The organism is Staphylococcus sp. AC872 (assembly GCF_979255425.1).
The window spans coordinates 1-22931 of sequence record NZ_CEEDKW010000008.1; the positions used below are offsets into that span (position 1 = coordinate 1).

Consider the following 22931-nt stretch of genomic DNA (forward strand, 5'->3'; position numbering starts at 1 on the left):
GCAACTAAAGTAGGAAACCAATGGACGTTAAATGACACCCCAACAGGTATCAGTATCGATAATACAAGTGGAGCAGTGACAATAAGCTATCAAGGTGTTCAAAATGGAAGTGAAGTTACAGCTAATGAGAGTCAAGGCAATAGTAATGCGAGTACAGAAGCAAGATCGAACGTGCCGGTGAAAGAAGCAACGCCTACGGCGCCAGTGATAACACCAGATGAAGCAAATGCAAGTGTAACTGTAACACCGCAAGGTGAATCAGATAAGATGACAGTGCATTACATTGCGTCAAACGGTGATTCAAAAGAAGTAATCGCAACAAAGAAAGACAATCAATGGACACTAAACGAGACAACAACAGGCATCAGTATCGATAATACAAGTGGAGCAGTGACAGTAAGCTATCAAGGTGTTCAAAATGGAAGTGAAGTTACAGCTAATGAGAGTCACGGTAATAGTGACACAAGTCCAGATGCGAGAGCGAATGTACCAATGAAAGAAGCGACGCCGATGGCACCAGTGATAACATCAGATGAAGCGAGTGCAAGTGTAACAGTTACACCACAAAGTGATGCAGATAAAATGACAATTCATTATGTAGCGCCAAATGGAGAAGCGAAGGAAGTTGTCGCAACTAAAGTAGGAAACCAATGGACGTTAAATGACACCCCAACAGGTATCAGTATCGATAATACAAGTGGAGCAGTAACAGTGAATTATCAAGGCGTTCAAAATGGAAGTGAAGTTACAGCTAATGAGAGTCACGGTAATAGTGATGCAAGTACAGAAGAGAAAGCGAATGTACCGGTGAAAGAAGCAACACCAAAAGCACCAATAATCATAACTGATGAAGCGAGCGCAAGTGTAACAATTACACCAGAAAGTAATGCAGATAAGATGACAGTGCATTATATTGCGCCAAACGGCGATCCAAAAGAAGTAATCGCAACAAAAACAGGCGATCAGTGGACATTAAGTGAAACGCCAGTAGGTATTAGTATCGATAATACAAGTGGAACAGTAACAGTCAATTACCAAGGCGTCAAAAACGGTAGTGAAGTGAGTGCGAGTGAAACCCATGGTAATAGTAATCCAAGTGAAAAAATAGTGACTAATGTCCCTGTGAAACAAAGTAAACCTATGTCGCCAATAATCACATGGGATAGAGAGAAAAAATCAGTTTCTATTAAACCAAATGGGAAAATAGATAAGATGAAAATACAAATTATAAGTTCGGCTAATAATACTGATAAAGAACTTATTGCGACAAAAGTTGTTAATCAGTGGAAACTTAATAAGAAAATGAATGGAATTCAAATAGATCGTAAAACTGGTATAGTTACAATTGATTATCGAATGTCCCAAAATTTCAAAGAATTACTAGTAAGTAGTAAATTCGGTAATAGCGATGAAAGTGAAATTATTCATTTTATAATTCCGAAATTTAAAGGTTTAGTTTATGACCTAGATAATTACAACAAACAAGAAAATACAGTTTATGAATTTGAAAATGAAAATATTAAAAAGCAATCTGTAATTAAGAAACAGGTGAAAGCAAGCAAAATAGAATTACCGAATACTGGAAAGAAACAAACCGATGAAAAAGGAAACGCTAGTATTGTTTTATTACTTTTAGGGTTAATACTTTGTAAATTAAATTTGAAAAGAAAAGACTTATAGTATAAAAGGGTATATAATAAAATATATTAATAACATGTTGACTAAAAAAGAGAATTTAAGGAGTTATTATGTATTTTATTATCGCAATCTTTACTAGTATTAGTTCGTTAGTAAGTTTATTTTATGCAATCGATGCATGTATTAAAACTAAACAAGTGAATGCGCTTTATGCGTTTGCTAGAAGTTTTTCAATAGCATTATTATGCGTTGCAACATTATTCTTTATAAATCATCAGTTTCTATTTGCTATGACATTTTTAATGGCACTAGTTCAATTGATAGATGGTTTTATAGGATTAAAAATTAAAGATAACTTAAAAGCTTATGGACCATTTTCATTAGCAATTATAGGATTTATTTTATTACTATTTATCTAAAGTTCATTATATAAATAGTATAAAAAAAGGTTAGACCAACTTAATTTGTGGTCTAACCTTTTTGTTTTATTATCTTAAATCATCAATTGCTTTAGCAATTGAATCAAAAACATGTGGAATATCATCTTTTTCTACACAACTAAATGCGATTCTTATATCTGTTTCATTTAATGCGATGACACCGATTGAATATTCTTCAATTAAATGTTGACGTAATGTTTCAGGATTTACGTCTTTAACTTTAATTGCCATAAAGTAACCAGAATTAAAATCATAGGCTTGCCAATGAGATTGATATTGGTCGGCATATACGACTGATTTTGTTACTTCATATCGTTCTCGTAATGTAGTTATATTTTGTTCAATTTCCTTATTAAATTGATCATTATTTTTTAGGACATGTTTAACAGCACTTTGAGATGGTAGTGGACCACTTGAAATATTACTACGTATTAGTCCTTTAGTTTTTGCTTCTAAAACATCTTTAGTAGGTGTGTCCTCAACACCGAATGTGATAAATCCTACACGGAATCCCCACGCAAAGAATTCTTTAGTTGCACCATCTAATCTCACTGGAAGTACATTTTTAGAGTGAATATTTGTTAAAGCAGTGAATAGAGATTGAGTGTAGACATCTTCATAAAATAATCCATAGTATGCATCGTCAATAACTGCCACAACTTGTGTTCCTTTTGCTGCTAATGATTCGATAGCTTTGACAATTGTTTGTACTTCCTCATTATTAGGTGTATACCCAGTAGGATTATTTGGATAATTTAGAATCATTACGACTTTATCTTTATTATAAGATTCTAAAGATTTAACTAAAGCTTCTGTAGTATAATGACCATTTTTATCAAATATTGGATAAGTATCAATATTTGCATTGTGTCGTGTGTTAAATACTAATTTATAGTTCCCCCAGTTATGCTCAGGTAATAAAATAGTATCTCCTGAATTAATGAATAGGTCAGCGACAAGTGAAAGTCCATGAGTGAGTGCATTAGTAACAATTGGTCTTGTCATGACTTCTTTGGTTAAATCAGGATTATCTTTTAACATTTTTTCCTGCCATAAATCACGCAATTCTTCAACACCTTGAGGTGGCGCATATGGAAAAATTTCATCTGGTGATAGTTCATTAAACATTTGATTTAGAGCATTGGCATACATTTTACCTTTATCATTGGTTGCCATACCTATTGTTGCATTATACTTAGTGCTCTTTGCTTCAGCAGATTGAGAAAGTATACCTTTTGGATAAAACATATTTTGCCCTAAATCTGAAAGCATTGAAAAGATTTCAGGATTTGATTGTTTTAGTTGTTCATTTAAATTTTGGGCTAATGGGTTCATATTGAATAACCTCTCTTTTTTAAATTAAAGTCATTATCTTTATAGTATCTTGAAATTGTCCAAAGATAAAGTATTGTTATAAAAGATTTGGTTAATAATATTTATTCAGTAAAATATACGAACATATGTTCTATTTTATGTTAAGATAAGTATAGGTCATCGACATTTATGACACTTTGCATTTGGGAGGTGTAGTATAATGACGTGGTGGCAAGATGGAATTATAACTTTATTAACAGGTGGCCTACTTGTTATCTTTCGAATTTGGTTGGAAATCAATTGGAAAGATAAATAGATGACCATACACAAAATACCCCAAGCCTGCTGGTACCAGACTTGGGGTAGTGTAGTATAATTTGTGGATACAAATATATATTAACATCGTAATAAATATATCGCAATCAATATAACGTTTGACCGATTTTAGGAAAAACTGATAGTTTGATATAATTTGAAATAATGAGGTGAATACAATGAAGCACATGACTAAAATATTTGTAGTGTTAGCAATCATATTATTCATTATAGGTTATTATTTGCAAGCTACAGGTAATGAATCGTCTGGAATAAAATTATTACTTGCTGCTATTATGTTTATGATATGCGCTTTTATAAGTAGAAATAATGATCGTCGAAAAAATAATCATAAAAAGTAAGCAATTTAGAAATTAATTGTTAGAAAACAGTGTGTAATTTACATGCTGTTTTTTAATCTGTATATATTGTATATACATAATTTGATATTACATTGCCATATATTAAGAGAATTTTTATATACACTTTACAAATTTGTGTATAGTGTGTATATTGAGTATATACAGAAGAAAAGGGGGACATCAATGAAAATTATTTTGAAAAACACCAGTGAATATCCCATTTATGAACAAATCAAACAACAAATTAAAGAAAACATTTTGAAAGGATACGTTTCTGCTGGAGAGCATTTACCATCTATGCGTGAACTTGCAAAGGACTTACAAGTTAGTTTAATTACGACCAAACGTGCATATGAAGATTTGGAAAAAGATGGTTTTGTTACTACGATTAGAGGTAAGGGAACATTTGTTAAAGAACAGGATAATTCAATTCTAAAAGAAAAGCAGTTCTTTGTGATTGAAAATTTAGCTAAATCGATGACGAAAGAAGCAAAGACAATTGGGATGTCATTAGAAGAACTGCAAGAAATTCTTTCTTTAATTTATGAGGAGGAAGAATAATGAATGCTATTGAATTGAACCATGTTAATTATTCTAGACAGAAATTTAAATTAAAGGACGTATCATTCTATGTACCTCAAGGATTTGTAACAGGGTTTATTGGTGGAAATGGTGCAGGGAAAACGACAGTCATACGATTAATTATGGATTTATTACAATATGATGGGGGAACCATTTCAATATTAGGTGACAGTATGTTAACGAATCCTATTAAGATAAAAAATAAAATAGGATTTGCTTATTCAGAAACTTACTTCAATGAAAAATGGACTATAAAAAAGTTAGAAAATATCATTTCTCCTTTTTATAAAGATTGGGATAGGCATTTGTTTAAAAATTATTTAAGTAAATTTGATTTACCATATAATCAGAAAATCAATCAATTTTCTACAGGTATGAAAATGAAACTGTCACTAGCTATTGCATTTAGTCATCATGCTGAGTTATTTATTTTAGATGAGCCTACTTCGGGTTTGGACCCAATTGTAAGAAATGAAGTATTAGAAATTATTCAACAAGAACTAATTGATGAAGATAAGACAGTTTTCATTTCTACACATATTATTTCAGATTTGGAAAAGATTGCTGATTATTTAGTATATATCAGAGACGGTGAAATTATATTAAATGATTCAATTGAATCGTTAATGAGTAAATTTCAAATTATTAAAGGTAATCATAATGATTTAGATGAAGAATTGGAAGAATTATTAATATACAGAGAAACTAGGAAAACTGGATATACAGCTTTAACACAACATGCACAAACATTTAAAGAAATATTCGGAAACGAAATTGAAGTACAAAAACCTAGTATCGAAGAATTAATGATTTATTTAGAGAAATATAAGAATAAATTATCTGAGACCCTTACTTTAGAAAGTGAGGATAAGAAATGAAGCAATTGTTAATTAGAAATATAAAATTAAGATATTGGACGCTCATTTTGTATATAGCATTGATTGGATTTTATCCAATATATAGTTTCTTAATGAAACCTAATCCGCTCATGAATTCTGTTATGGCAATACCACTTGGATTAATTTTAATGATTATTTCTATTCTCGATGCAGGTCATTTGTTTAGATTTCATCGACGATTAGGTGGGAACCGTGCAAACTTATTTTTCGGAAGTTTACCAGTATCCAAGAAGGATATGTTAAATGCCAATTATTTAACATGTATCTTCTTTACTTTATTTGGTGCAATTGTGATTACTTTATATGGTTATGAATCAGATTCTATTCGAGCCAATGCCATATATTTCTCAACTACATATGCCTATATTGTAGCGAACTTCTTATCGATACCAATAGCTTTTAGAAAAAGTACTGAGTATAAAACTGAAGGAGTATCATATATTGCTTATATCATTTTGATTATGTTCGTATTACCATTTCTATTATCCGTCACATTGATTTTAATTAATTATATATTTTTAAATCATAGTCAAATTCCACAATTTTACTCTTATTTTTTAAATTATGGATTTGTACTGTTAAGTATTATAGTTTTAATCATTAATTACGTGTTACAACTAAATAAAATTAAGAAACATACACTTTAAAGGAGGTCTACGATGAAGTTAGAACAAATAACAAAAAAATATGGCCAAAATACAGTTATAGATCATATAGACTTTGATTTTGGAAACAGTCAAATCGTAGGATTAATCGGTAAAAATGGTGTAGGTAAAACAACGCTAATGAAAGTAATGAATGGCAATATTATCAATTATGAAGGAAAAGTTAATTTACCAAATAATGAAAATGTTGGATATTTAATCGAGCATCCTAAACTATATGATAATAAAACAGGATTATATAATTTAAAATTATTTGCACAAGTATTAGGTAAAGGATTCGACAAAGAATATGCAGATCATATCATTGACGCATTCGGTATGAGACCGTATATCAAGAAAAAAGTGAAGAAATATTCAATGGGGATGAAACAAAAATTAGCTATAGCAGTTTCATTAATGAATAAACCTAAATACCTTATTTTAGACGAACCTACAAATGGTATGGATCCAGATGGTTCAATTGATGTATTGAAGACAATTCAATCATTGGTTAAACAGTTAGAAATGAAGATATTGATTTCTAGTCATAAATTAGAGGACATTGAACTCATTTGTGATAGGGCTGTATTCTTAAGAGATGGTACATTCGTACAAGATGTCAATATGAAAGATGGTGGACCAAAAGATAGTACGATAATTTCAATCGATACAGAAGACTATCAAAAGGCATTAGAAATGTTGACAGAAAAATTCCATGTTCAACAGTCTAATAAAGAAAATGGAGAAATCATCATTAAAGCGCAAAAAAATTATAAAGATGTGCTAGAAGCGTTAGCGAAACTCAATATTTATCCTAAATATATTGAAACACGTAAAAGTTCATTACGTGATACTTACTTTAATATTAATCAAAGAGGTGATAAATAATGAGATCTTTACAATTAGTAAAGCATGATTTAATAAGTATTTTTAAAAGTCCGCTCACATACATTGCGTTTATACTTGTTATAGGCTTAACTGTCTTTCAAGCTGTTATGATGGCAAATTATAGTCCTGGTCATAAAGTGGACTATACAATGGTATTTATCATGGCCAATTGGTTATTCTTATTTGCAGGTTTATTATTTATTATCAAAACAATTACACGAGATTACTCACAAGGTACGATTCAGTTATATATGAATAAGATGAGTAGTAGAATTGGTTATATTGTTGCTAAAACGATTTCTATGATTCTAATTTCATTTTTATTTACACTTGTTCAATATATAGTGATTATTGTAATTGAAGCTACAACTAAAGATAAAAGTATTGATGGAGATAACTTTTTAACTAACATTTGGTTCTATCTTATCTTTTTCCTATTCTTTGGATTATTTTTATTCTTAATTACATTAGCAGTTGAAAAACCAGCTGTTATCTTTACGTTAGGCATTTTCTTATTATTAATCGTGCCATTTATCCAACCGCTAGTAGGTTTAATTCCAAACATCGGTGATGACATTCATAAGTCATTTAAATACATTCCATTCACATATTTAACACAAAAAATGACTGAGTCCGATGTTTCATTTACACATTGGCAATGGTTTATTTCTATAGCATCAATCGTAGTGCTATTTATTGTTAATGTATTATATGCAGCTAAAAGAGATATTTAGAATAAGTGATTACCGGGGCTTTATAGTCCCGGTTTTTAATGTTTTAATTTAAGAGAGAATAAGGCGTTAAAACGGGAGATTTCAAAAGAAAACGAAGCTATCTTACTCAAATAGCTTCGTTATATATAGGTGTTATTTATAAATCATTTGATCAATAATTGAGTTGTAAACTGCTTTCCAGAAAGTGGAATCTGTTTTATATCGATTTGAAATAATTAAATGTGTTTCTTTAACTTTATCTTCATAATCCGGATGATCTTTACTTGGTAAAGTATCTTCGCGCAAATTAGTAACAAATGATTGAACTTCTTTAGCACGTGGACCCCAAACTGTTTCTTGTTCAAAATTATCATTTAAAAATACAAAAATAGGAATTGAACGTGATTTTCCATTTGTTAAATATTGGTCTATAAGATGTGTATCATCATCTCTATGGAACACTTTGACTTCTAATTCTAGGGCTTCAGCAATATGTTTAAGTATTGGAAGATTCATCATGGCATCGCCACACCAGTCTTCGGTAATTACCAATACTTTAGAATAGTTAGATGATTTTAATTTCTGTAATCTTTCATCATCTTCAGGTAACTTAAAGGAATCATAAATTGAAACGAGATTGTCTTTATTGTCTTGCATCTGCTCAATATAAGGTCCGATGTCTTGACTGTTTTTAAAATATGTTTCTAAATTGGTCATCGAAAAAACCTCCTTTAATCATTTTATATATTATACCAATTTTCATAATGTAAATAAATTAAAATATTTTAAAAATTCTCTCATTTTAGCAAATACCTACCGTGAGATGAAACTAAATACACCTTATGCTATATTTATTATAATAAGTTGAAAGTGGTGAACATCTTTGCGCATTCAGAATCGATGGATAATTAGTATGCTATTCTTAATATTAGCCATTTTACTTCTGATAGGTCTTTCATTTTATAAAAATATAAAAACCGTTGATTTATCAGGTGCATCAATAAATGGAATACATTTAAATGAACAATTTCATAAAAAAGATTTTAATGTAAATAAAAATATTAAAGTAGATCGTTACACATTTTATAATCATAAAAAGCATGATGATTTAACAGTTAAAGTTCATAAAAAGAAACACGTTGTTAAAGGCATTGTACTTGTTAAAGATAAAGAGATACATACAAATTTTGGTATTAGAATTGGGAGTCATATTGATGAAGTTATTCATAATTTAGGTAGTGATTATCAAAAAAGTAAAATAGGTAAGAACTATCAATCAATGACTTATCGAGATCGTGAACATCATTTGAAATTAAATATTTTATATAAAGATGATATCGTGAAGCGGATTGAATTCTTTAGTAAGTAACTAAATAGTTGAACATTAGTATTGCAACTAATTGAAAAAATAGATAGAAAGAGTGACAATACTATGGATAAAATTACATTTTTGAATGAATTAGAAGTCTCATTAGACGAACTACCTAGAAAAGAAAAAGATAAAAAAATGTATGATTATGAACATTACTTTTATGAAGAGGAACTGAAAGGTAAATCTGAAGCGGAAATAGTTAAAGCGCTAAAAGAGCCTAATGATATAGCTAAACAGGTAAAAGCGCATAGCGCGATTGAATATGCTGAATATAAACCAACATTTCATAATACGTTACGAGCTGTTACGGCTTCATTAAGTTTAGGTTTGCTATCAGTATTTTTAGTTTTAATTCCAGTGTTCTTTATATGTATGATATTCGTAATTTTGTTTGTTGTTTCCGTGCTATTAATTTGTGCACCTTTAATTTTAGTCTTTTCGTCTTTCTATAAAGGGATACATGATTCAGTGAGTAATATTCTTTTTTCAATAGCATACACAGGACTCGGATTAATGTTGATTGTTATAACATTTAAAGTATTAGAAACGATATATAGACTCATTCTAAAATATTTGAGATGGTATATTAAAACAGTTAAAGGAAGCGTTAAAAGATGAGAAAGATAATGTTTTCAGGTCTTATCATTTTTCTTGTTTTCTTTATAGGTGCTACAGTTTGCTGGTTTACCTTTGAAAAACAGAATTATGAAGAAACGAAAATTAATAAATCATATTCTAACTCTAATTTTAAAAATATATCAATTAACACGGAATACGCTAATGTCAAAGTGGTTAACGGGTCTAAATTTAAAGTGAAATATAATGGGGATAATAAAGTAAACTTAGATAAAAAGAATAAGACTCTGAAAATTTCAGAAGTAAAAAATGTTAATAGAGGGTATGCTATTAATTTGAATCCGTTTAGAAAAGATGACAATCAGATTGTTATTGAGGTGCCAAATATAAAATTAAATACTTTTTCTTATGTATCTAGAGGTGGTAATTTTAACATTGACAACATTACTACTAATCATTTAAAAATATTGAGTACAAATTCTCATATGGATTTAAAAAATCTAAGTGTTAATGATTCAGATATTAAGGCTAATAGCTCACAATTATCTATAAAAAATTCTACTTTAAAAAATAATCATGTAAACTTAAATAACGGTTTTATTAATGTTTATAACAGCAATATTAGCGATTCTATTTTTTTATTAGGAGAAGGAGATATTCATTTTAATAATATGTCATCAAGAAACGATATCAAGGCATCTACTAAAAAAGGCGATATTCATTATTCTTATAAAGATAAACCAGAAAATACTTTGTTGAAATTACAACCAGGTAAAGGAAAGTCTTTAATTGAGAATAAACATTTTCATGAAAGTAAAGTAGGGAAGAGTGACAATATTCTTGAATTTTATACGGTTGATGGAGATATAGTCATAAAATAAAGGAAGATAAAGTACAAAACGAGACAGGTCTATTTGTTCTCGTTTTGTACTTTTTTAATGTGTGGCAAAAGTTAAATCTGTATCAATGACGCCTTCAAATGTACGTTGCGTGAGCTCTTCGCCTTTAAGCCAAGTATTAAAATCTATACTTGAAGGTATCTGATTCTCACCTAAAGACATCCATGCCGTAAGTGATTGTGGTTCGTACATCGATGTATGAATGGTACCAGACCAACTGTTGAAAAGTTTACTATATATGTCGTATTGTGGATCATTAAATAATTTGAATGCTTGATGCTTATCAAGTTGTGTATGTGTTTGGTTAATGACACGTGCTAGTCGTTCTTTAGATTCTTTAGTATAATTTCTATTTTCATGCGTTAGTAATTCAAAATGATTTGTACAAATAGTATCATATCTGACATTGATATCACGAGGTGTAATTTCTACGATGGCATGATTTAAAGATTGATCCATTAAAATATAACTAAATGAACTACGGTGTGGTATCTCTTTTAACAGTTGAATCGCTTCGTCGACATTTTTACAGAGTTCTAATATTAATCTACCTACCATATAACATACAAATCCATTTGCTGGCTTTTTACGATGCATAAAATTATAAGCCATTACTAAACCAGCTTCGTTCATTCCGTCCATTCGTCCAGTTACTCTTGATGTTGGACCAATTTGTGCTAATCCGCCATCATTAGGTTGATATAATAAATATCTGCCATCGTAAGTAGCAGGATGATAATCATAATTTCTTACTAAATAATTGGTTCCGTTAAATACGGTACAACCACTTTCTTTTAAATCAGTAAAACGATAATGTGCAAAGTTTAAAATCATTTGACGTGTTGGTAACTTTAATACATCTTGCATACCCATGAGTTCTTCCCAAATTTTAGGTGCATACGTTTGAAAAATAGAATGTGTTTCGTTAACATCTATATCAAATCTAGGAATTCGCTTTTTCCATTCTTTTTCTCTGTTTTTTAAGAGGTCAGTTTGTTTTAACCATTTGGCAGTGTGTATACCTAAATCATAATGTGAACCTCTATAGCACATAATTTCAGATTGAACGTTTTGCATATGAAAGTACTCCTTATTCAAAATTTACACTTTGTAATATAATGTTAATGTTACATTAATTGTTATTTTATGTAATTATATATATAATAAAATTGTAATTAGTTACTGATAGCATTGAGAAATAATTTATTTTGGGGTGATATCATGCGTAGTAAATATGATTATATAAAAGGCGCAATTTATAATTGGTGGCACAAATAATTATAATATTGCACTGACGGCTGATGAATAAATCAGTCGTCTTTTTTATAGTTACATCTTATCATAAAAATTTTTATAAAGTGAGCTTATAAAAATAGTAAAAAGGGTATGTATTTATTGATAACGATAAATATGCTATCATAATGTATTGTAGATATGCATATAAAATATAGAGGTGAATTTTAATGTGGAACTTTATTAAAGGTTTATTTAAATTTGTATTTAGTTTAGTAGCTATCACTACAGTTGTTGTAGGTGTAGGTGTAGTTGCATTTGCTTATATTTTCAAAAAAGACTTTGAAGATATCGAAAGAAAAACTAAAGAAATCGTTTCAGATATCGAAAATAATAATTAATTTAAAGATTAAATTAATGAAAGCGTCACTGATGAAATCGTCATCAGTGGCTTTTTTATTTGCTTTAAAAGAAATTAAGTAGGGGAAATACGTACAATGTCTAATAAAGAAAGTTTGAATTTATCAGAAGAATGAGATGGATATCCTTCAACTTCAAAAGTTATAGCATCAATACGTTCAATATTAAGTTCGATAGATTTAAAGTATCCATCATCATAATACTGTACGACTACTGGTTGATTTAACTGCAAGGACTGATGTAAACGAAAATTCAAATCAGATAATTGATCGTCGGAAAGCACAGGACGATCAACCTTATTTTGATCGATGATATATTGATGAATCGTTTCAAATTGTTCAGGTAAGGTAGCAAATGGTGCCCATTTAACCATGCCACGGCCTTTTGGAATATTTCTATTCAATTGGTTGCGCGGAATATTTCGATAGTCCAACTGATTATTATTTAAATCCTTAATCATCTTTCAATCACCTCAATATTTATACTTTTATTATACGAACATACGTTCTGTTTTGCAAGTGGTATTTCGCTAGAATCATGTGTGGTTATCAAGATATAAAATTTAAGTATAGAGGTTTATAACTAAAATCATACCCAAACGTTTGTCTTTATATATATAAATTTAATAGAATAGAGGTAAGTGATAAGGAGGCGTTGACGAAATGACTAAAGGTTATATTGGTTCATATACGAAGAAGAATGGACAAGGGATTTATCAATTTGATTTAGACGAACAAAATGGGCAAATAGTTGAAGTGGCGACTGGTTACCAACTAGAAGCATCAACGTATGTAACAAGAAATAATCATTTTCTATATGCTATTACAAAAGAAGGAGACAATTGTGGTGTCGCAAGTTTTAGAATAGCAGAAAATGGCGAATTAACATTAATCAATAAATGTTTGGCTTCTCAAAAGGGAACAGGATGTTATGTTCAAGTATCAACAAATGGTGAGTTTCTATTTGAAGCAATTTATGGTGCAGGATTAGCTCGAATTTATCAATTAAATCCGACTACTGGTGAAATAGAGAGATTGATTCAGGAGCTAGCGCATGACTATCCACTTGGACCTCATGAAAGACAAGAACATCCTCATGTGCATTTTTTAAACGAGACACCAGATGGTCAATATGTAGTAGCAGCTGATTTAGGTACAGATCGACTTGTGTCATACACATTTAGTGAAAATGGTTTGAAAGAACATGCTGTTTCAGAATTTAATGCAGCTGATGGTACGCGTCATATTGCATTTCATGAAAATGGAAAATATGCATATGTCGTACATGAATTATCAAATATTGTTAGCGTGACTAAATATGAAGATGGTCGTTTTAAAGAATTAGAACGTCATTTAACAATTCCAGAACATTTTGATGGTGCAACTAAACTTGCAGCAGTACATTTATCGCATGACCAACAGTTCTTATATGTAAGTAATCGTGGTCATGATAGCATTGCAATTTACAAAGTCTTAGAAAATGGGGCTAAACTTGAATTGGTTGATATTGTCAAAAGTGGTGATGAATTCCCACGAGATTTTAATATCACAGAATCAGATGATTACTTAGTTTGTGCACATCAAGAAGGCCAATCTAAATTAACGGTATTTGAAAGAGATAAAGAAAAAGGCACATTGACGTTAAAAGATCAATCAACTCAGGCACCAGAAGGTGTTTGTGTCATGTTCTAAAAAATAAATCCCTTAAGCGATATTGCTTAAGGGATTTATTTTTTTAATTTTTGAAAAATGCTTTAATATACTTAAATTTACCTTTATAAGGTGGGAAAAATAGGCTCGACTCTAAGCGTGTCGATTTAAAAGTATATGATTTATCATGAGAAAATGTATCAAATGAGTATTTGCCGTGATAATTACCGATACCCGATAGACCTACACCGCCAAAAGGTAAATTAGGATTTGCTAGGTGCATCAATGTATCGTTAATAGCACCACCACCAAAGGCAAGTTCGTTAAGCACACGGTGCGTTGAATTTTCATCTTCACTAAATAAATAAAGGCTCAAAGGTTTAGGGCGAGACTGGATTATTTCGAAAGCTTCATCAAATTGATCATAACTGATGATTGGTAATAATGGACCAAAGATTTCTTCTTCCATAATTAAATCTGAAGTTTGAATATCATCAATAATAGTGGGTTCGATGAATAAATCGGATTCATCACTATGACCACCAAAAATGACATTCTCTTTATGGTGTTGTAGTAAATCATTTAAGCGATTAAAATGCTTATGATTTACAATTCTGCCATAATCAGGACTAGATTGAATGGTCTTACCATAAAATTCATTTAGAGTTTGTTTTAATGCTTTGATAAAATCATCTTTTACTTTTCGGTCTACTAAAATATAATCTGGAGCAACACAAGTTTGTCCTGCGTTTGTAAATTTACCAAAAGCAATTCTCTCACTAGCTACTTTTAAATTAGCTGTTTCATCGATAATTACAGGAGATTTACCACCTAATTCAAGTGTTACAGGAACGAGGTTTTCACTTGCGGCTTGATAAACGATTTTACCTACTTTGTCGCTACCAGTGAAGAACATATAATCGAACGGTAAGTGAATAAGGTGGTCTGTTTCTTCAATACCACCTTCAACTACAGCAATATAGTCAGGTTTATAAACATCTTCAACAATTTTACGAATGACTGAAGATACATGAGGTGTCAATTCTGATGGTTTAATAATCGCTGTGTTACCAGCTGCAATCGCACCAATTAACGGTTCAAATGTTAATTGCACTGGGTAATTAAAGGGACCGATAATAAGAACAGTGCCATAAGGATCTTTTTTGATATAACTTTTAGTAGGAAAAAGATAAAGTGGTGTATCTACTTGTTTTGTTTTAGACCAATTTTTAAGCTCTTTACGGGCTAATTTAATGCTTTTTAACAAAATACCAATTTCAGTAGCATATGCTTCAACATTACTTTTACCTAAATCTTTTTGCAAAGCTTCAAGTATCTCATTTTCGTGATGTTTAATACTCTTACTTAACAACTTTAATTGTTGCTTTCTAAATTTAATATCTTTTGTTTGATGTGTTTTGAAAAAAGCTTTGCTATTTTCAAATAGTTGATCAATTGAATTCAAAAGTTGAACCTCCTTAAGTTGGATTTGAGATAACAATATCCTCAAGAAAAAAATGCTTAACATATCTTTACCCGATTCACACAAAAATAATTAAGTATAATATAAAAAATTAACCTGAGACATCAAATCATGTCCCAGGTTCAGTACAATCAAATATATTTCTATATTACTAATAAATTATTTAGTCAAAGCTTCAGTAATTTGAGGTACAACTTGTTTTTTACGAGATACAACACCTGTTAAGAATGCCATATCGTCTTCTAATTTAACGTTGAATGCTTCGCCAACTTTATCTTTTTCAGCACCAACAACTAAAATTTTAGAATCGCTGTTAATGATATCAGTTACAACTAAAACGAATAAATCATATTTTTCTTCAGCGCTTGATTCTAGCATAGATTTTTCTAATTCTTCTTTACGATCTAATACTTCATCAATATCAACTGTGTTAACTTGAGCAATACGTGTTACGTAATCTCCCATAGTAAATGATTTAGCATCCATATCTAATAATACATCAGCAGATTTATCAGTAGTAGAAGCACCTGCTTTAAGCATGTCTAAACCATATGCATCTAGGTCGACGTCTGCAATATCTTTTAAAGCTTTAGCTGCATTGACATCTTCATCAGTGCAAGTAGGAGATTTAAATAATAAACTATCTGAAATAATTGCAGAAATCATAAGTCCAGCAATTTCAGGTTTAATTTCAAATCCACGTTCTTTGTACATTTTGTAAAGAATTGTGGCTGTACAACCTACTGGTTCTGCTCTGTAATAAAGTGGGCTAGCTGTTTCAAAGTTTGCAATTCTGTGATGATCTACAACGTGCTTAATTGTAGCATCAGCAATTGTATCAGCACTTTGTTGGAATTCGTTGTGGTCAACTAAAATAACATCTTGACCGTCTAAATTATCTTCTAATAACTCTGGTGCATCAACATTGAAGTGATCTAATGCGTATTGAGTTTCAGCTCCAACTTCACCTAAGCGATAAGCTTTAGCGCCTGCATTACCTGTTAATTGTTCAAAGTCAGCCATAATAATTGCTGATGAAATTGCGTCAGTATCTGGGTTTTTGTGTCCAAAAATGTAAGTGTTTGCCATGGATATATGTCTCCCTTATTCATTAGTTATTTTATTGATATTATATAGTTATTTTAGCATGACTATAGCTTATTCTTCTACCTCTGCGCCCAATGAGTTTTGAAAATGATTTAATGCCCATTCATGTCCAGATAGATTAAAGGAAGCAACACCCTTCTTTGGCACATGAATCTTATAACCTAAATTGTATGCGGAAATAGCAGTATGTAAAACGCAAATGTCAGTACAGACACCAACGATTTCTAATGTGCTAATTGTTCTTTCACGTAATAAACTATCTAAAGGTGTACCGTAAAATGAATCATAACGTGTTTTATCAAAGTAATGAATATTGCTTTGATATTTATTCGCTTCATAAATGTTTCCAACTGAACCATAAAGTTGTCGTCCTGAAGTACCTTCAATATTATGTGGTGGGAATAGTTTAGATTCTGGGTGGTAATTATCATTTTCATAATGTAAATCCATCATAAAAAAGATATCTTCATTATTTTTAATATAGTGATGAATGCGATTTGTAATAAATGTTTCTAATTTTTGTCCAGGTTCACCACAAGTTAACTTTCCATCAGATGCAATAAAGTCTACTGAGTAATCTACTACAATTAAAGCTTTTTTCTCCATTTAATAACATCCTTCCCAAAATAAAAAATAATCATTGTCTTCGATCATATCATTCAATTTTATTAAGTTAATTAAAAATTTCATCTAATTGCTTAAAAAATGTTTTATAAGATTAATCATAGTATATATATTTATCAAGAGGACTACAATTAAATATGAAACAAAGGAGAAATTGGATGTTCATAAATGTGAAAGATTTTGGCGCAGAAGGTCATAATAAAGTAAAAGATACAAAAGCAATTCAAAAAGCATTGAACAAAGCAAAAAATGGTGAACATACGGTGTATATCCCAAAAGGGACTTATCATATTGGCAAAGCGTTAGTGATTTATGATTCTACAACACTGCTTTTAGATGATGAAACAGTATTATTGAGATATAGCAAAGATGCACTATTAAAGAATGGGAAACCATATATTTTCTATCATGAATACAAAGGAAATAGTCATATACATATTAAGGGGGGCACATTTGATATGAATGGCTCTCATTTTCCATATAACAACACCGCTGTATGCATGGGGCATGCAGAAGACATTCAATTTATAGGTGTGACTTTTAAAAATATTGTAGGTGGACATGCCATAGATGCATGTGGTTTAAATGGATTAAGAATAGCGAATTGTTCTTTTGAAGGTTTCTTAGATATTGATGGTGATAGATTCTTTTCGGAAGCGGTTCAACTGGATATCCAAGTGCCTGGTGCTTTTCCAAAATTTGGTACAACCGATGGGACAATAACTAAAAATGCCATTATAGAAAATTGTTATTTTGGACCGTCAGATGACCCAAAAATGAAACCTTGGAATAGGGCAATCGGGTCACATGCAAGTAGATATCATCGTTATTATGAAAATATTCATATCAGAGACAATGTGTTTGATCAAATTCAAGAATATGCATTAACGCCGCTAAAATCTCAAAATACATTTATATCTAAAAATAAGTTCATAAATTGTGTAGGGGGCATACGTTTTTTAGGTATCAAAGATGGTAAAAACGCAGCGGATCCTTATACTGGAAAAGACATGGGGACACAAGCAGGTTCTAATTTTAATGTAATTGGCAATGAATTTATTGGAAAAATGGAAAAGGATGCTATACACATTAGAAGTTATAATAATGTAAAACATACGCAAATATTTATTGCAGGCAATACATTTAATGATAAATCTCAAAAAATACATCTCGAAGATATCGATGATTTAACATTGAATCAAGACGATCATTTAGTGTCTATAGAAAAAAAGAATGTAGAAAACATAAAATAATATAAAAACGCTTTTCCCTAATTATTAGAGTAAGAGAGAAGCGTTCTTTATTATCTTATTTATAAAATGAACCAACAAGCTTGGTTTCAAAATCAAGTGTATTAAGGATAGTCATCACTTTTTTGACATCTTGTGATACAGGTGCATCTGCCTGAACAAAAAAGTGATATTGGCCTAGTTTAGTCTTCAGAGGCCGTGATTCAATCCATGATAAATTGATATTAAATAAAGCGAAAGTATTTAAAATACTCGCTAAAAGGCCAGGCTTATCGTATTTTGGTGTGATTAGGAACATTGACGTATTCGTATTACTATCGAAATTAGCATGGTTTTTAATGATTAAAAATCGTGTCGCATTATGAGCAAAATCTTGGATATGTGTATCTAAAATTTCAAAATCATAATCATTCTCGTTAGCTAGTGGAGCGATAGCCCCCGTATGTTTATTAATCATATCAAATCCTTTAACAGTGCTATCAACATAATCATAGTCAAATTGATGTTTCATAATATAATTTGAGGTTTGACTAATGGCTGGAGCTATCGAATAAACTTTCTTGATATCACTAATTTGACTACCGGCTTTACCATATAAAGCAAAATCTATATCTAAATGTAATTCGCCATGTGCATATACATTTTGTTGTGCAAGTGAATCAGCAACGATATTAATTGTGCCTTCTATTGAATTTTCAATTGGTACAATTCCTATTGATGCGTTATCTTGAGAAACATATTTGATCACTTCATATAAATTAGCTTTTGGTACAAAGTCATAATGTTGTATTCGATTTTGATTAACAAACCTCTGAGAAGCTAAATAGGAAAATGTACCTTTTGGACCTAAATAATATATTTGCATGCCTTCACCTCTAATGATGTTTTAATGGAAAGGGCACTTTGTCTCACTTGATTGTTTATAGAAAAAGTTTGGATCACGCATCGTATTATCAAAACCATGATGATAATTATTAGTTAGTGTCGGGGAAATAGGTGGTGCTAACCATGACCATTTACCTGTTACTGATCTCTGATGCTTTGCTTCATTCTTTTCAAACATTTCAAATTGTCTAGAAGCTGTTAAATGATCCACAATTGAAACACCCTGTGATTTGAATGAATGATAAACTGCGTAGTTAAGTTCGATAAGTGCTCTATCCTTATTAAAAGAATTATTTTTAAGTGTATCAAACTCGAACGCTTCTGCAACCTTTTCTAATAAATCATAACGATAACTGTCAGTAAAATTCCTTACTGCAATTTCAGTAACCATATACCAACCATTGAATGGGGCAGTAGGATAGATAATGCCACCAATTTGTAAGTCCATATTCGAAATGATAGGTACTGCATACCATTTTAAATTTAAATCTTTCAATTTAGGATAATGTTCATGCTCAATTGAGACTTCTTTGATGATGGATTTAGGATATTCATAAAATTTAATTGGGCCGTCATTGATTTGATAAATGAGGGGTAACACGTCAAAGTCGCCACCTTCTCCTAGCCATCCCAAATGTTGTGCTAATCGTGTCACATCACGTTCAGATGGGTCGCCACAATCCTCATAACCTGCATAACGTATTAATTGATTATTGTAAATCTTAGGAGGTTTGTCAGGACTGAATATAGTTATATAAGGTTTGATCTTTCCATCGTTAGTGCCCTTGATAATATGGTCTTCAATAGTTTCTAAAAAATGTGTTTCATCATTGATATCTCTAGCATCTTTGACATTAAGTGACTCCCAAAAAAATCTACCGATACACCGATTTGAATGTCTCCAAGCCATTTTAGCACCATAAGTTAATTCTTCTAATGTATGTGTGTAGGTACCAGTTTTTTCAATCTCTTGATTAATTTCTTTAAGTCTCTTATCAACTTCATCTTGCGTATAATTTAATTCAGAATACATCGTTTGGATAAATGTTGTTGCTTTATCTATTAACATTTCAAACACCTCATAAGTATTATAATCGACACGATTGATTTACACATTCATTAATGATAATTGTCACGAATTTGTCGCAACGTCATAGATGTATGGGTAAAGTCATAAAATGCTTGAAAGTAAATTTTGAAATCATTCATGTGTAGTTAGTAAAACCAATTCAGTTGTTACCTAGTTAAATTGAATTATGATAAAATAATGATAAAAGAATGGTCGAAATGGAGAGATACGAGTGTACCAATTTGAAGACGACAGTTTGATGTTACAAAATGATTTATATCAAATTAATATGGCTGAAAGTTATTGGAATGATGGTATTCATGAAAGAATGGCTGTGTTTGATTTGTACTTTAGAAGTATGCCATTTAATGGTGGTTATGCAGTTTTTAATGGACTTAAACGTGTTATAGATTTTATGGATAATTTTGGTTTTTCAGATACAGATATTGAATATTTAAGATCAATTGGTTATCAGGATGATTTTTTAGATTATCTGAAAAATTTAAAATTTACAGGACATATTCATTCAATGCAAGAAGGAGAAATATGTTTTGGAAACGAACCATTGATGAGAGTAGAAGCCCCTTTAATTCAGGCACAATTACTGGAAACAGTATTATTAAATATTATTAACTTCCACACGCTCATTGCTACGAAAGCAAGTCGTATTCGTCAAATAGCGAATGACGATATTCTTATGGAATTTGGGACACGTCGTGGTCAAGAGTTAGATGCAGCATTATGGGGTGCTAGAGCTGCTTATATTGGTGGTTTTAATTCCACAAGTAATGTACGAGCAGGAAAATTGTTTGGTATACCTGTATCAGGTACTCATGCACATGCACTAGTTCAAACTTACGGTGATGAATACATTGCATTTAAAAAATATGCGGAACGTCATAAAGACTGCGTATTCTTAGTAGATACCTTCCATACGTTAAAATCGGGTGTACCTACAGCTATTAAAGTTGCTAAAGAATTGGGCGATAAAATCAATTTTATTGGTATACGTTTGGATTCAGGAGATATCGCATATCTCTCTAAAGAAGCACGTCGTATGCTAGATGAAGCAGGATTTAAAGATGCTAAAATTATAGCCTCCAATGATTTAGATGAAGAAACAATAACAAGTCTTAAAGCCCAAGGTGCTAAAGTAGATTCATGGGGTGTAGGTACGAAGCTTATTACTGGATTTGATCAACCAGCATTAGGGGCAGTATACAAATTAGTTGCTATTGAAAATAGTGATGGAGAATACAGTGATCGTATCAAATTATCTAATAATGCAGAAAAAGTAACGACTCCTGGTAAGAAAAATGTATATCGAATCATTAATAAGAAAACAGGTAAAGCAGAAGGGGATTATATTACTTTACACGGAGAAGATCCAACTAAAGAAAAGCCATTAAAATTATTCCATCCTGTACATACATTTAAAATGAAATTTATAAAATCATTTGAAGCGATTGATTTACATCATGCTATTTTTGAAAATGGTCAACTCGTTTATGATTTACCAAGTGTTCATGATGCACAAGCTTATTTAACAGAAGGACTTAAAACATTTTGGGATGAAAACAAACGTTACTTGAATCCCCAAGAGTATCCAGTTGATTTAAGTACAGCTTGTTGGGAAAATAAACATAAACGCATCTTTGAAGTGGCCGAACATGTAAAAGAAATGGAGGAAGACCATGAGTAATTTACAAGATATCGTAGTAAGAGAGATGAAAGTAAAACCTCAAATTGATGTTGAAAAAGAAGTACAAGAGATTAAACAGTTTGTTAAGAGTTACGTACAATCTCATTCATTTATCAAATCATTAGTGCTAGGTATTTCTGGTGGGCAAGATTCAACATTAGCTGGTCGCCTTGTTCAATTAGCAGTTAACGAATTACGTGAAGAAGGCAGAGAATGTCAATTTATAGCGGTTAAACTGCCTTATGGTGTGCAATCAGACGCTGATGAGGTTGAAGACGCGTTAACCTTTATTAATCCTGACCAAACAATTACTGTTAATATTAAACCTGCAGTCGATACAAGTGTAAAATCATTACAAGAAGCAGGGATTCAATTAACAGATTTCCAAAAAGGGAATGAAAAAGCAAGAGAACGAATGAAAGTACAATTTTCAATTGCTTCAAACCAATCAGGTATTGTTGTGGGAACTGACCATTCTGCAGAAAATATCACTGGGTTTTATACTAAATATGGTGATGGTGCAGCTGATATCGCGCCGCTATTTGGTCTGAACAAGCGTCAAGGTCGATCATTACTTAAATATTTAGGTGCGCCAGCACATTTATATGAAAAAACACCTACAGCAGATTTAGAGGAAGACAAACCTCAATTGCCTGATGAAGAAGCCTTAGGTGTAACATATAACGATATAGATGATTATTTAGAGGGCAAAGAGGTTTCTAGTGAAGCGAAAGAAACGATTGAAAATCATTATGTTAAAAATGCACATAAACGCGAACTTGCTTATACACGTTATACTTGGCCTAAAAATTAGAAAGTAATCTATAAACTAACCTAAGAATAGAACGTACTTTTTTATCATTTTCA

Annotated in this window: 26 protein-coding genes; 17 read left to right on the plus strand and 9 right to left on the minus strand. The window is 31.0% G+C overall.

Annotated features, from left to right (window positions below):
- On the plus strand, positions 1–1680 hold a 1680-nt coding region (locus ACZ267_RS10850; RefSeq protein WP_340102162.1), incomplete at its 5' end, for an energy transducer TonB.
- A 68-nt stretch (positions 1681–1748) separates the two neighbouring features.
- Positions 1749–2057, plus strand: a complete 309-nt coding sequence (locus tag ACZ267_RS10855) for a hypothetical protein (protein WP_002466124.1) — start codon at positions 1749–1751, stop codon at positions 2055–2057.
- Positions 2058–2126: 69 nt separating this feature from the next.
- On the opposite strand, the gene ACZ267_RS10860 is transcribed toward ACZ267_RS10855, so the two are convergent.
- A complete protein-coding gene (locus tag ACZ267_RS10860) occupies positions 2127–3413 on the minus strand; it encodes an aminotransferase class I/II-fold pyridoxal phosphate-dependent enzyme (protein ID WP_002466099.1) in 1287 nt (428 codons plus the stop codon).
- Between the two features lie 199 nt (positions 3414–3612).
- Here ACZ267_RS10860 and ACZ267_RS10865 point away from each other — a divergent pair, with 199 nt between their 5' ends.
- From ACZ267_RS10865 to pmtD, 7 genes are all read left to right on the plus strand, one after another.
- Positions 3613–3708, plus strand: a complete 96-nt coding sequence (locus ACZ267_RS10865; RefSeq protein ID WP_015364845.1) for a Trp-rich small protein — start codon at positions 3613–3615, stop codon at positions 3706–3708.
- 178 nt (positions 3709–3886) lie between these two features.
- Positions 3887–4069, plus strand: coding sequence for an SE1626 family protein (locus tag ACZ267_RS10870; protein ID WP_002466152.1), 183 nt, complete (start codon positions 3887–3889; stop codon positions 4067–4069).
- A gap of 183 nt (positions 4070–4252) precedes the next feature.
- Complete coding sequence (pmtR, locus tag ACZ267_RS10875; protein WP_002466156.1) at positions 4253–4630, plus strand: PSM export ABC transporter transcriptional regulator PmtR; 378 nt, start codon at positions 4253–4255, stop codon at positions 4628–4630.
- On the plus strand, positions 4630–5529 hold the full coding sequence (gene pmtA, locus ACZ267_RS10880) for a phenol-soluble modulin export ABC transporter ATP-binding protein PmtA (RefSeq protein ID WP_002466097.1): 900 nt from the start codon (positions 4630–4632) through the stop codon (positions 5527–5529). Before pmtR ends, pmtA begins: the two co-directional genes overlap by 1 nt.
- Complete coding sequence (gene pmtB / locus ACZ267_RS10885) at positions 5526–6197, plus strand: phenol-soluble modulin export ABC transporter permease subunit PmtB (RefSeq protein ID WP_002466128.1); 672 nt, start codon at positions 5526–5528, stop codon at positions 6195–6197. The genes pmtA and pmtB overlap by 4 nt, the downstream gene beginning before the upstream one ends.
- 12 nt (positions 6198–6209) lie before the next feature.
- Positions 6210–7082 carry a phenol-soluble modulin export ABC transporter ATP-binding protein PmtC gene (gene pmtC, locus ACZ267_RS10890; RefSeq protein ID WP_002466134.1) on the plus strand — a complete coding sequence of 291 codons (873 nt, stop codon included), beginning with the start codon at positions 6210–6212 and terminating at the stop codon, positions 7080–7082.
- Positions 7082–7816, plus strand: a complete 735-nt coding sequence (gene pmtD / locus ACZ267_RS10895) for a phenol-soluble modulin export ABC transporter permease subunit PmtD (RefSeq protein ID WP_463680319.1) — start codon at positions 7082–7084, stop codon at positions 7814–7816. The genes pmtC and pmtD overlap by 1 nt, the downstream gene beginning before the upstream one ends.
- A 132-nt stretch (positions 7817–7948) precedes the next feature.
- On the opposite strand, the gene ACZ267_RS10900 is transcribed toward pmtD, so the two are convergent.
- Positions 7949–8512 (minus strand): thioredoxin family protein, encoded by a 564-nt coding sequence (locus ACZ267_RS10900; RefSeq protein ID WP_002466160.1) that lies wholly within the window; start codon positions 8510–8512, stop codon positions 7949–7951.
- A 166-nt stretch (positions 8513–8678) separates the two neighbouring features.
- Between ACZ267_RS10900 and ACZ267_RS10905 the strand changes: the two genes are divergently transcribed.
- From ACZ267_RS10905 to ACZ267_RS10915, 3 genes are all read left to right on the plus strand, one after another.
- Positions 8679–9164 (plus strand): hypothetical protein, encoded by a 486-nt coding sequence (locus ACZ267_RS10905; protein WP_026088924.1) that lies wholly within the window; start codon positions 8679–8681, stop codon positions 9162–9164.
- A gap of 63 nt (positions 9165–9227) precedes the next feature.
- The gene (locus tag ACZ267_RS10910; RefSeq protein WP_015364847.1) at positions 9228–9785 is read left to right on the plus strand and encodes an HAAS signaling domain-containing protein; all 558 of its coding nucleotides are present in this window, start codon (positions 9228–9230) and stop codon (positions 9783–9785) included.
- A complete protein-coding gene (locus ACZ267_RS10915; RefSeq protein WP_002466129.1) occupies positions 9782–10624 on the plus strand; it encodes a DUF4097 family beta strand repeat-containing protein in 843 nt (280 codons plus the stop codon). Before ACZ267_RS10910 ends, ACZ267_RS10915 begins: the two co-directional genes overlap by 4 nt.
- Positions 10625–10678: 54 nt before the next feature.
- On the opposite strand, the gene ACZ267_RS10920 is transcribed toward ACZ267_RS10915, so the two are convergent.
- The gene (locus tag ACZ267_RS10920; protein WP_002466108.1) at positions 10679–11719 is read right to left on the minus strand and encodes a C45 family autoproteolytic acyltransferase/hydolase; all 1041 of its coding nucleotides are present in this window, start codon (positions 11717–11719) and stop codon (positions 10679–10681) included.
- 386 nt (positions 11720–12105) lie between these two features.
- Between ACZ267_RS10920 and ACZ267_RS10925 the strand changes: the two genes are divergently transcribed.
- Positions 12106–12276 carry a hypothetical protein gene (locus ACZ267_RS10925; protein ID WP_002466153.1) on the plus strand — a complete coding sequence of 57 codons (171 nt, stop codon included), beginning with the start codon at positions 12106–12108 and terminating at the stop codon, positions 12274–12276.
- A 74-nt stretch (positions 12277–12350) separates the two neighbouring features.
- Here ACZ267_RS10925 and ACZ267_RS10930 read toward each other — a convergent pair whose 3' ends face one another.
- Positions 12351–12755, minus strand: coding sequence for a YolD-like family protein (locus ACZ267_RS10930; protein ID WP_002466101.1), 405 nt, complete (start codon positions 12753–12755; stop codon positions 12351–12353).
- Positions 12756–12957: 202 nt separating this feature from the next.
- Between ACZ267_RS10930 and pglS the strand changes: the two genes are divergently transcribed.
- The gene (pglS, locus tag ACZ267_RS10935) at positions 12958–13986 is read left to right on the plus strand and encodes a 6-phosphogluconolactonase (protein WP_002466106.1); all 1029 of its coding nucleotides are present in this window, start codon (positions 12958–12960) and stop codon (positions 13984–13986) included.
- A gap of 43 nt (positions 13987–14029) precedes the next feature.
- Here the strand turns inward: pglS and ACZ267_RS10940 are convergent, their stop codons facing one another.
- The 3 genes from ACZ267_RS10940 to ACZ267_RS10950 all read right to left on the minus strand — a co-directional run bounded on the left by ACZ267_RS10940 (position 14030) and on the right by ACZ267_RS10950 (position 17140).
- The gene (locus ACZ267_RS10940) at positions 14030–15409 is read right to left on the minus strand and encodes an aldehyde dehydrogenase (RefSeq protein WP_002466121.1); all 1380 of its coding nucleotides are present in this window, start codon (positions 15407–15409) and stop codon (positions 14030–14032) included.
- A gap of 177 nt (positions 15410–15586) precedes the next feature.
- Complete coding sequence (locus ACZ267_RS10945; protein WP_002466143.1) at positions 15587–16516, minus strand: manganese-dependent inorganic pyrophosphatase; 930 nt, start codon at positions 16514–16516, stop codon at positions 15587–15589.
- A gap of 69 nt (positions 16517–16585) precedes the next feature.
- Positions 16586–17140 carry a cysteine hydrolase family protein gene (locus ACZ267_RS10950; protein WP_047210901.1) on the minus strand — a complete coding sequence of 185 codons (555 nt, stop codon included), beginning with the start codon at positions 17138–17140 and terminating at the stop codon, positions 16586–16588.
- Between the two features lie 176 nt (positions 17141–17316).
- Between ACZ267_RS10950 and ACZ267_RS10955 the strand changes: the two genes are divergently transcribed.
- Positions 17317–18411 (plus strand): glycosyl hydrolase family 28-related protein, encoded by a 1095-nt coding sequence (locus ACZ267_RS10955; RefSeq protein WP_058714596.1) that lies wholly within the window; start codon positions 17317–17319, stop codon positions 18409–18411.
- Between the two features lie 55 nt (positions 18412–18466).
- Here ACZ267_RS10955 and ACZ267_RS10960 read toward each other — a convergent pair whose 3' ends face one another.
- Both ACZ267_RS10960 and ACZ267_RS10965 read right to left on the minus strand, forming a co-directional pair.
- Complete coding sequence (locus tag ACZ267_RS10960; RefSeq protein ID WP_002466139.1) at positions 18467–19273, minus strand: prephenate dehydratase; 807 nt, start codon at positions 19271–19273, stop codon at positions 18467–18469.
- A gap of 21 nt (positions 19274–19294) precedes the next feature.
- Positions 19295–20362 carry a nitric oxide synthase oxygenase gene (locus tag ACZ267_RS10965; RefSeq protein WP_002466138.1) on the minus strand — a complete coding sequence of 356 codons (1068 nt, stop codon included), beginning with the start codon at positions 20360–20362 and terminating at the stop codon, positions 19295–19297.
- Positions 20363–20594: 232 nt separating this feature from the next.
- On the opposite strand from ACZ267_RS10965, the gene ACZ267_RS10970 reads away from it, so the two are divergent.
- Positions 20595–22064, plus strand: a complete 1470-nt coding sequence (locus ACZ267_RS10970) for a nicotinate phosphoribosyltransferase (protein WP_002466130.1) — start codon at positions 20595–20597, stop codon at positions 22062–22064.
- On the plus strand, positions 22057–22878 hold the full coding sequence (nadE, locus tag ACZ267_RS10975) for an ammonia-dependent NAD(+) synthetase (RefSeq protein ID WP_015364851.1): 822 nt from the start codon (positions 22057–22059) through the stop codon (positions 22876–22878). Before ACZ267_RS10970 ends, nadE begins: the two co-directional genes overlap by 8 nt.
- Positions 22879–22931: the final 53 nt, after the last annotated feature.

Coding starts and splice junctions, on each gene's coding strand:
- ACZ267_RS10855 (WP_002466124.1), top strand. CDS start 1,749: ATGTATTTTATTATCGCAATCTTTACTAGTATTAGTTCGTTAGTAAGT.
- ACZ267_RS10860 (WP_002466099.1), bottom strand. CDS start 3,413: ATGAACCCATTAGCCCAAAATTTAAATGAACAACTAAAACAATCAAAT.
- ACZ267_RS10865 (WP_015364845.1), top strand. CDS start 3,613: ATGACGTGGTGGCAAGATGGAATTATAACTTTATTAACAGGTGGCCTA.
- ACZ267_RS10870 (WP_002466152.1), top strand. CDS start 3,887: ATGAAGCACATGACTAAAATATTTGTAGTGTTAGCAATCATATTATTC.
- pmtR (WP_002466156.1), top strand. CDS start 4,253: ATGAAAATTATTTTGAAAAACACCAGTGAATATCCCATTTATGAACAA.
- pmtA (WP_002466097.1), top strand. CDS start 4,630: ATGAATGCTATTGAATTGAACCATGTTAATTATTCTAGACAGAAATTT.
- pmtB (WP_002466128.1), top strand. CDS start 5,526: ATGAAGCAATTGTTAATTAGAAATATAAAATTAAGATATTGGACGCTC.
- pmtC (WP_002466134.1), top strand. CDS start 6,210: ATGAAGTTAGAACAAATAACAAAAAAATATGGCCAAAATACAGTTATA.
- pmtD (WP_463680319.1), top strand. CDS start 7,082: ATGAGATCTTTACAATTAGTAAAGCATGATTTAATAAGTATTTTTAAA.
- ACZ267_RS10900 (WP_002466160.1), bottom strand. CDS start 8,512: ATGACCAATTTAGAAACATATTTTAAAAACAGTCAAGACATCGGACCT.
- ACZ267_RS10910 (WP_015364847.1), top strand. CDS start 9,228: ATGGATAAAATTACATTTTTGAATGAATTAGAAGTCTCATTAGACGAA.
- ACZ267_RS10915 (WP_002466129.1), top strand. CDS start 9,782: ATGAGAAAGATAATGTTTTCAGGTCTTATCATTTTTCTTGTTTTCTTT.
- ACZ267_RS10920 (WP_002466108.1), bottom strand. CDS start 11,719: ATGCAAAACGTTCAATCTGAAATTATGTGCTATAGAGGTTCACATTAT.
- ACZ267_RS10925 (WP_002466153.1), top strand. CDS start 12,106: ATGTGGAACTTTATTAAAGGTTTATTTAAATTTGTATTTAGTTTAGTA.
- ACZ267_RS10930 (WP_002466101.1), bottom strand. CDS start 12,755: ATGATTAAGGATTTAAATAATAATCAGTTGGACTATCGAAATATTCCG.
- pglS (WP_002466106.1), top strand. CDS start 12,958: ATGACTAAAGGTTATATTGGTTCATATACGAAGAAGAATGGACAAGGG.
- ACZ267_RS10945 (WP_002466143.1), bottom strand. CDS start 16,516: ATGGCAAACACTTACATTTTTGGACACAAAAACCCAGATACTGACGCA.
- ACZ267_RS10950 (WP_047210901.1), bottom strand. CDS start 17,140: ATGGAGAAAAAAGCTTTAATTGTAGTAGATTACTCAGTAGACTTTATT.
- ACZ267_RS10955 (WP_058714596.1), top strand. CDS start 17,317: ATGTTCATAAATGTGAAAGATTTTGGCGCAGAAGGTCATAATAAAGTA.
- ACZ267_RS10960 (WP_002466139.1), bottom strand. CDS start 19,273: ATGCAAATATATTATTTAGGTCCAAAAGGTACATTTTCCTATTTAGCT.
- ACZ267_RS10965 (WP_002466138.1), bottom strand. CDS start 20,362: ATGTTAATAGATAAAGCAACAACATTTATCCAAACGATGTATTCTGAA.
- nadE (WP_015364851.1), top strand. CDS start 22,057: ATGAGTAATTTACAAGATATCGTAGTAAGAGAGATGAAAGTAAAACCT.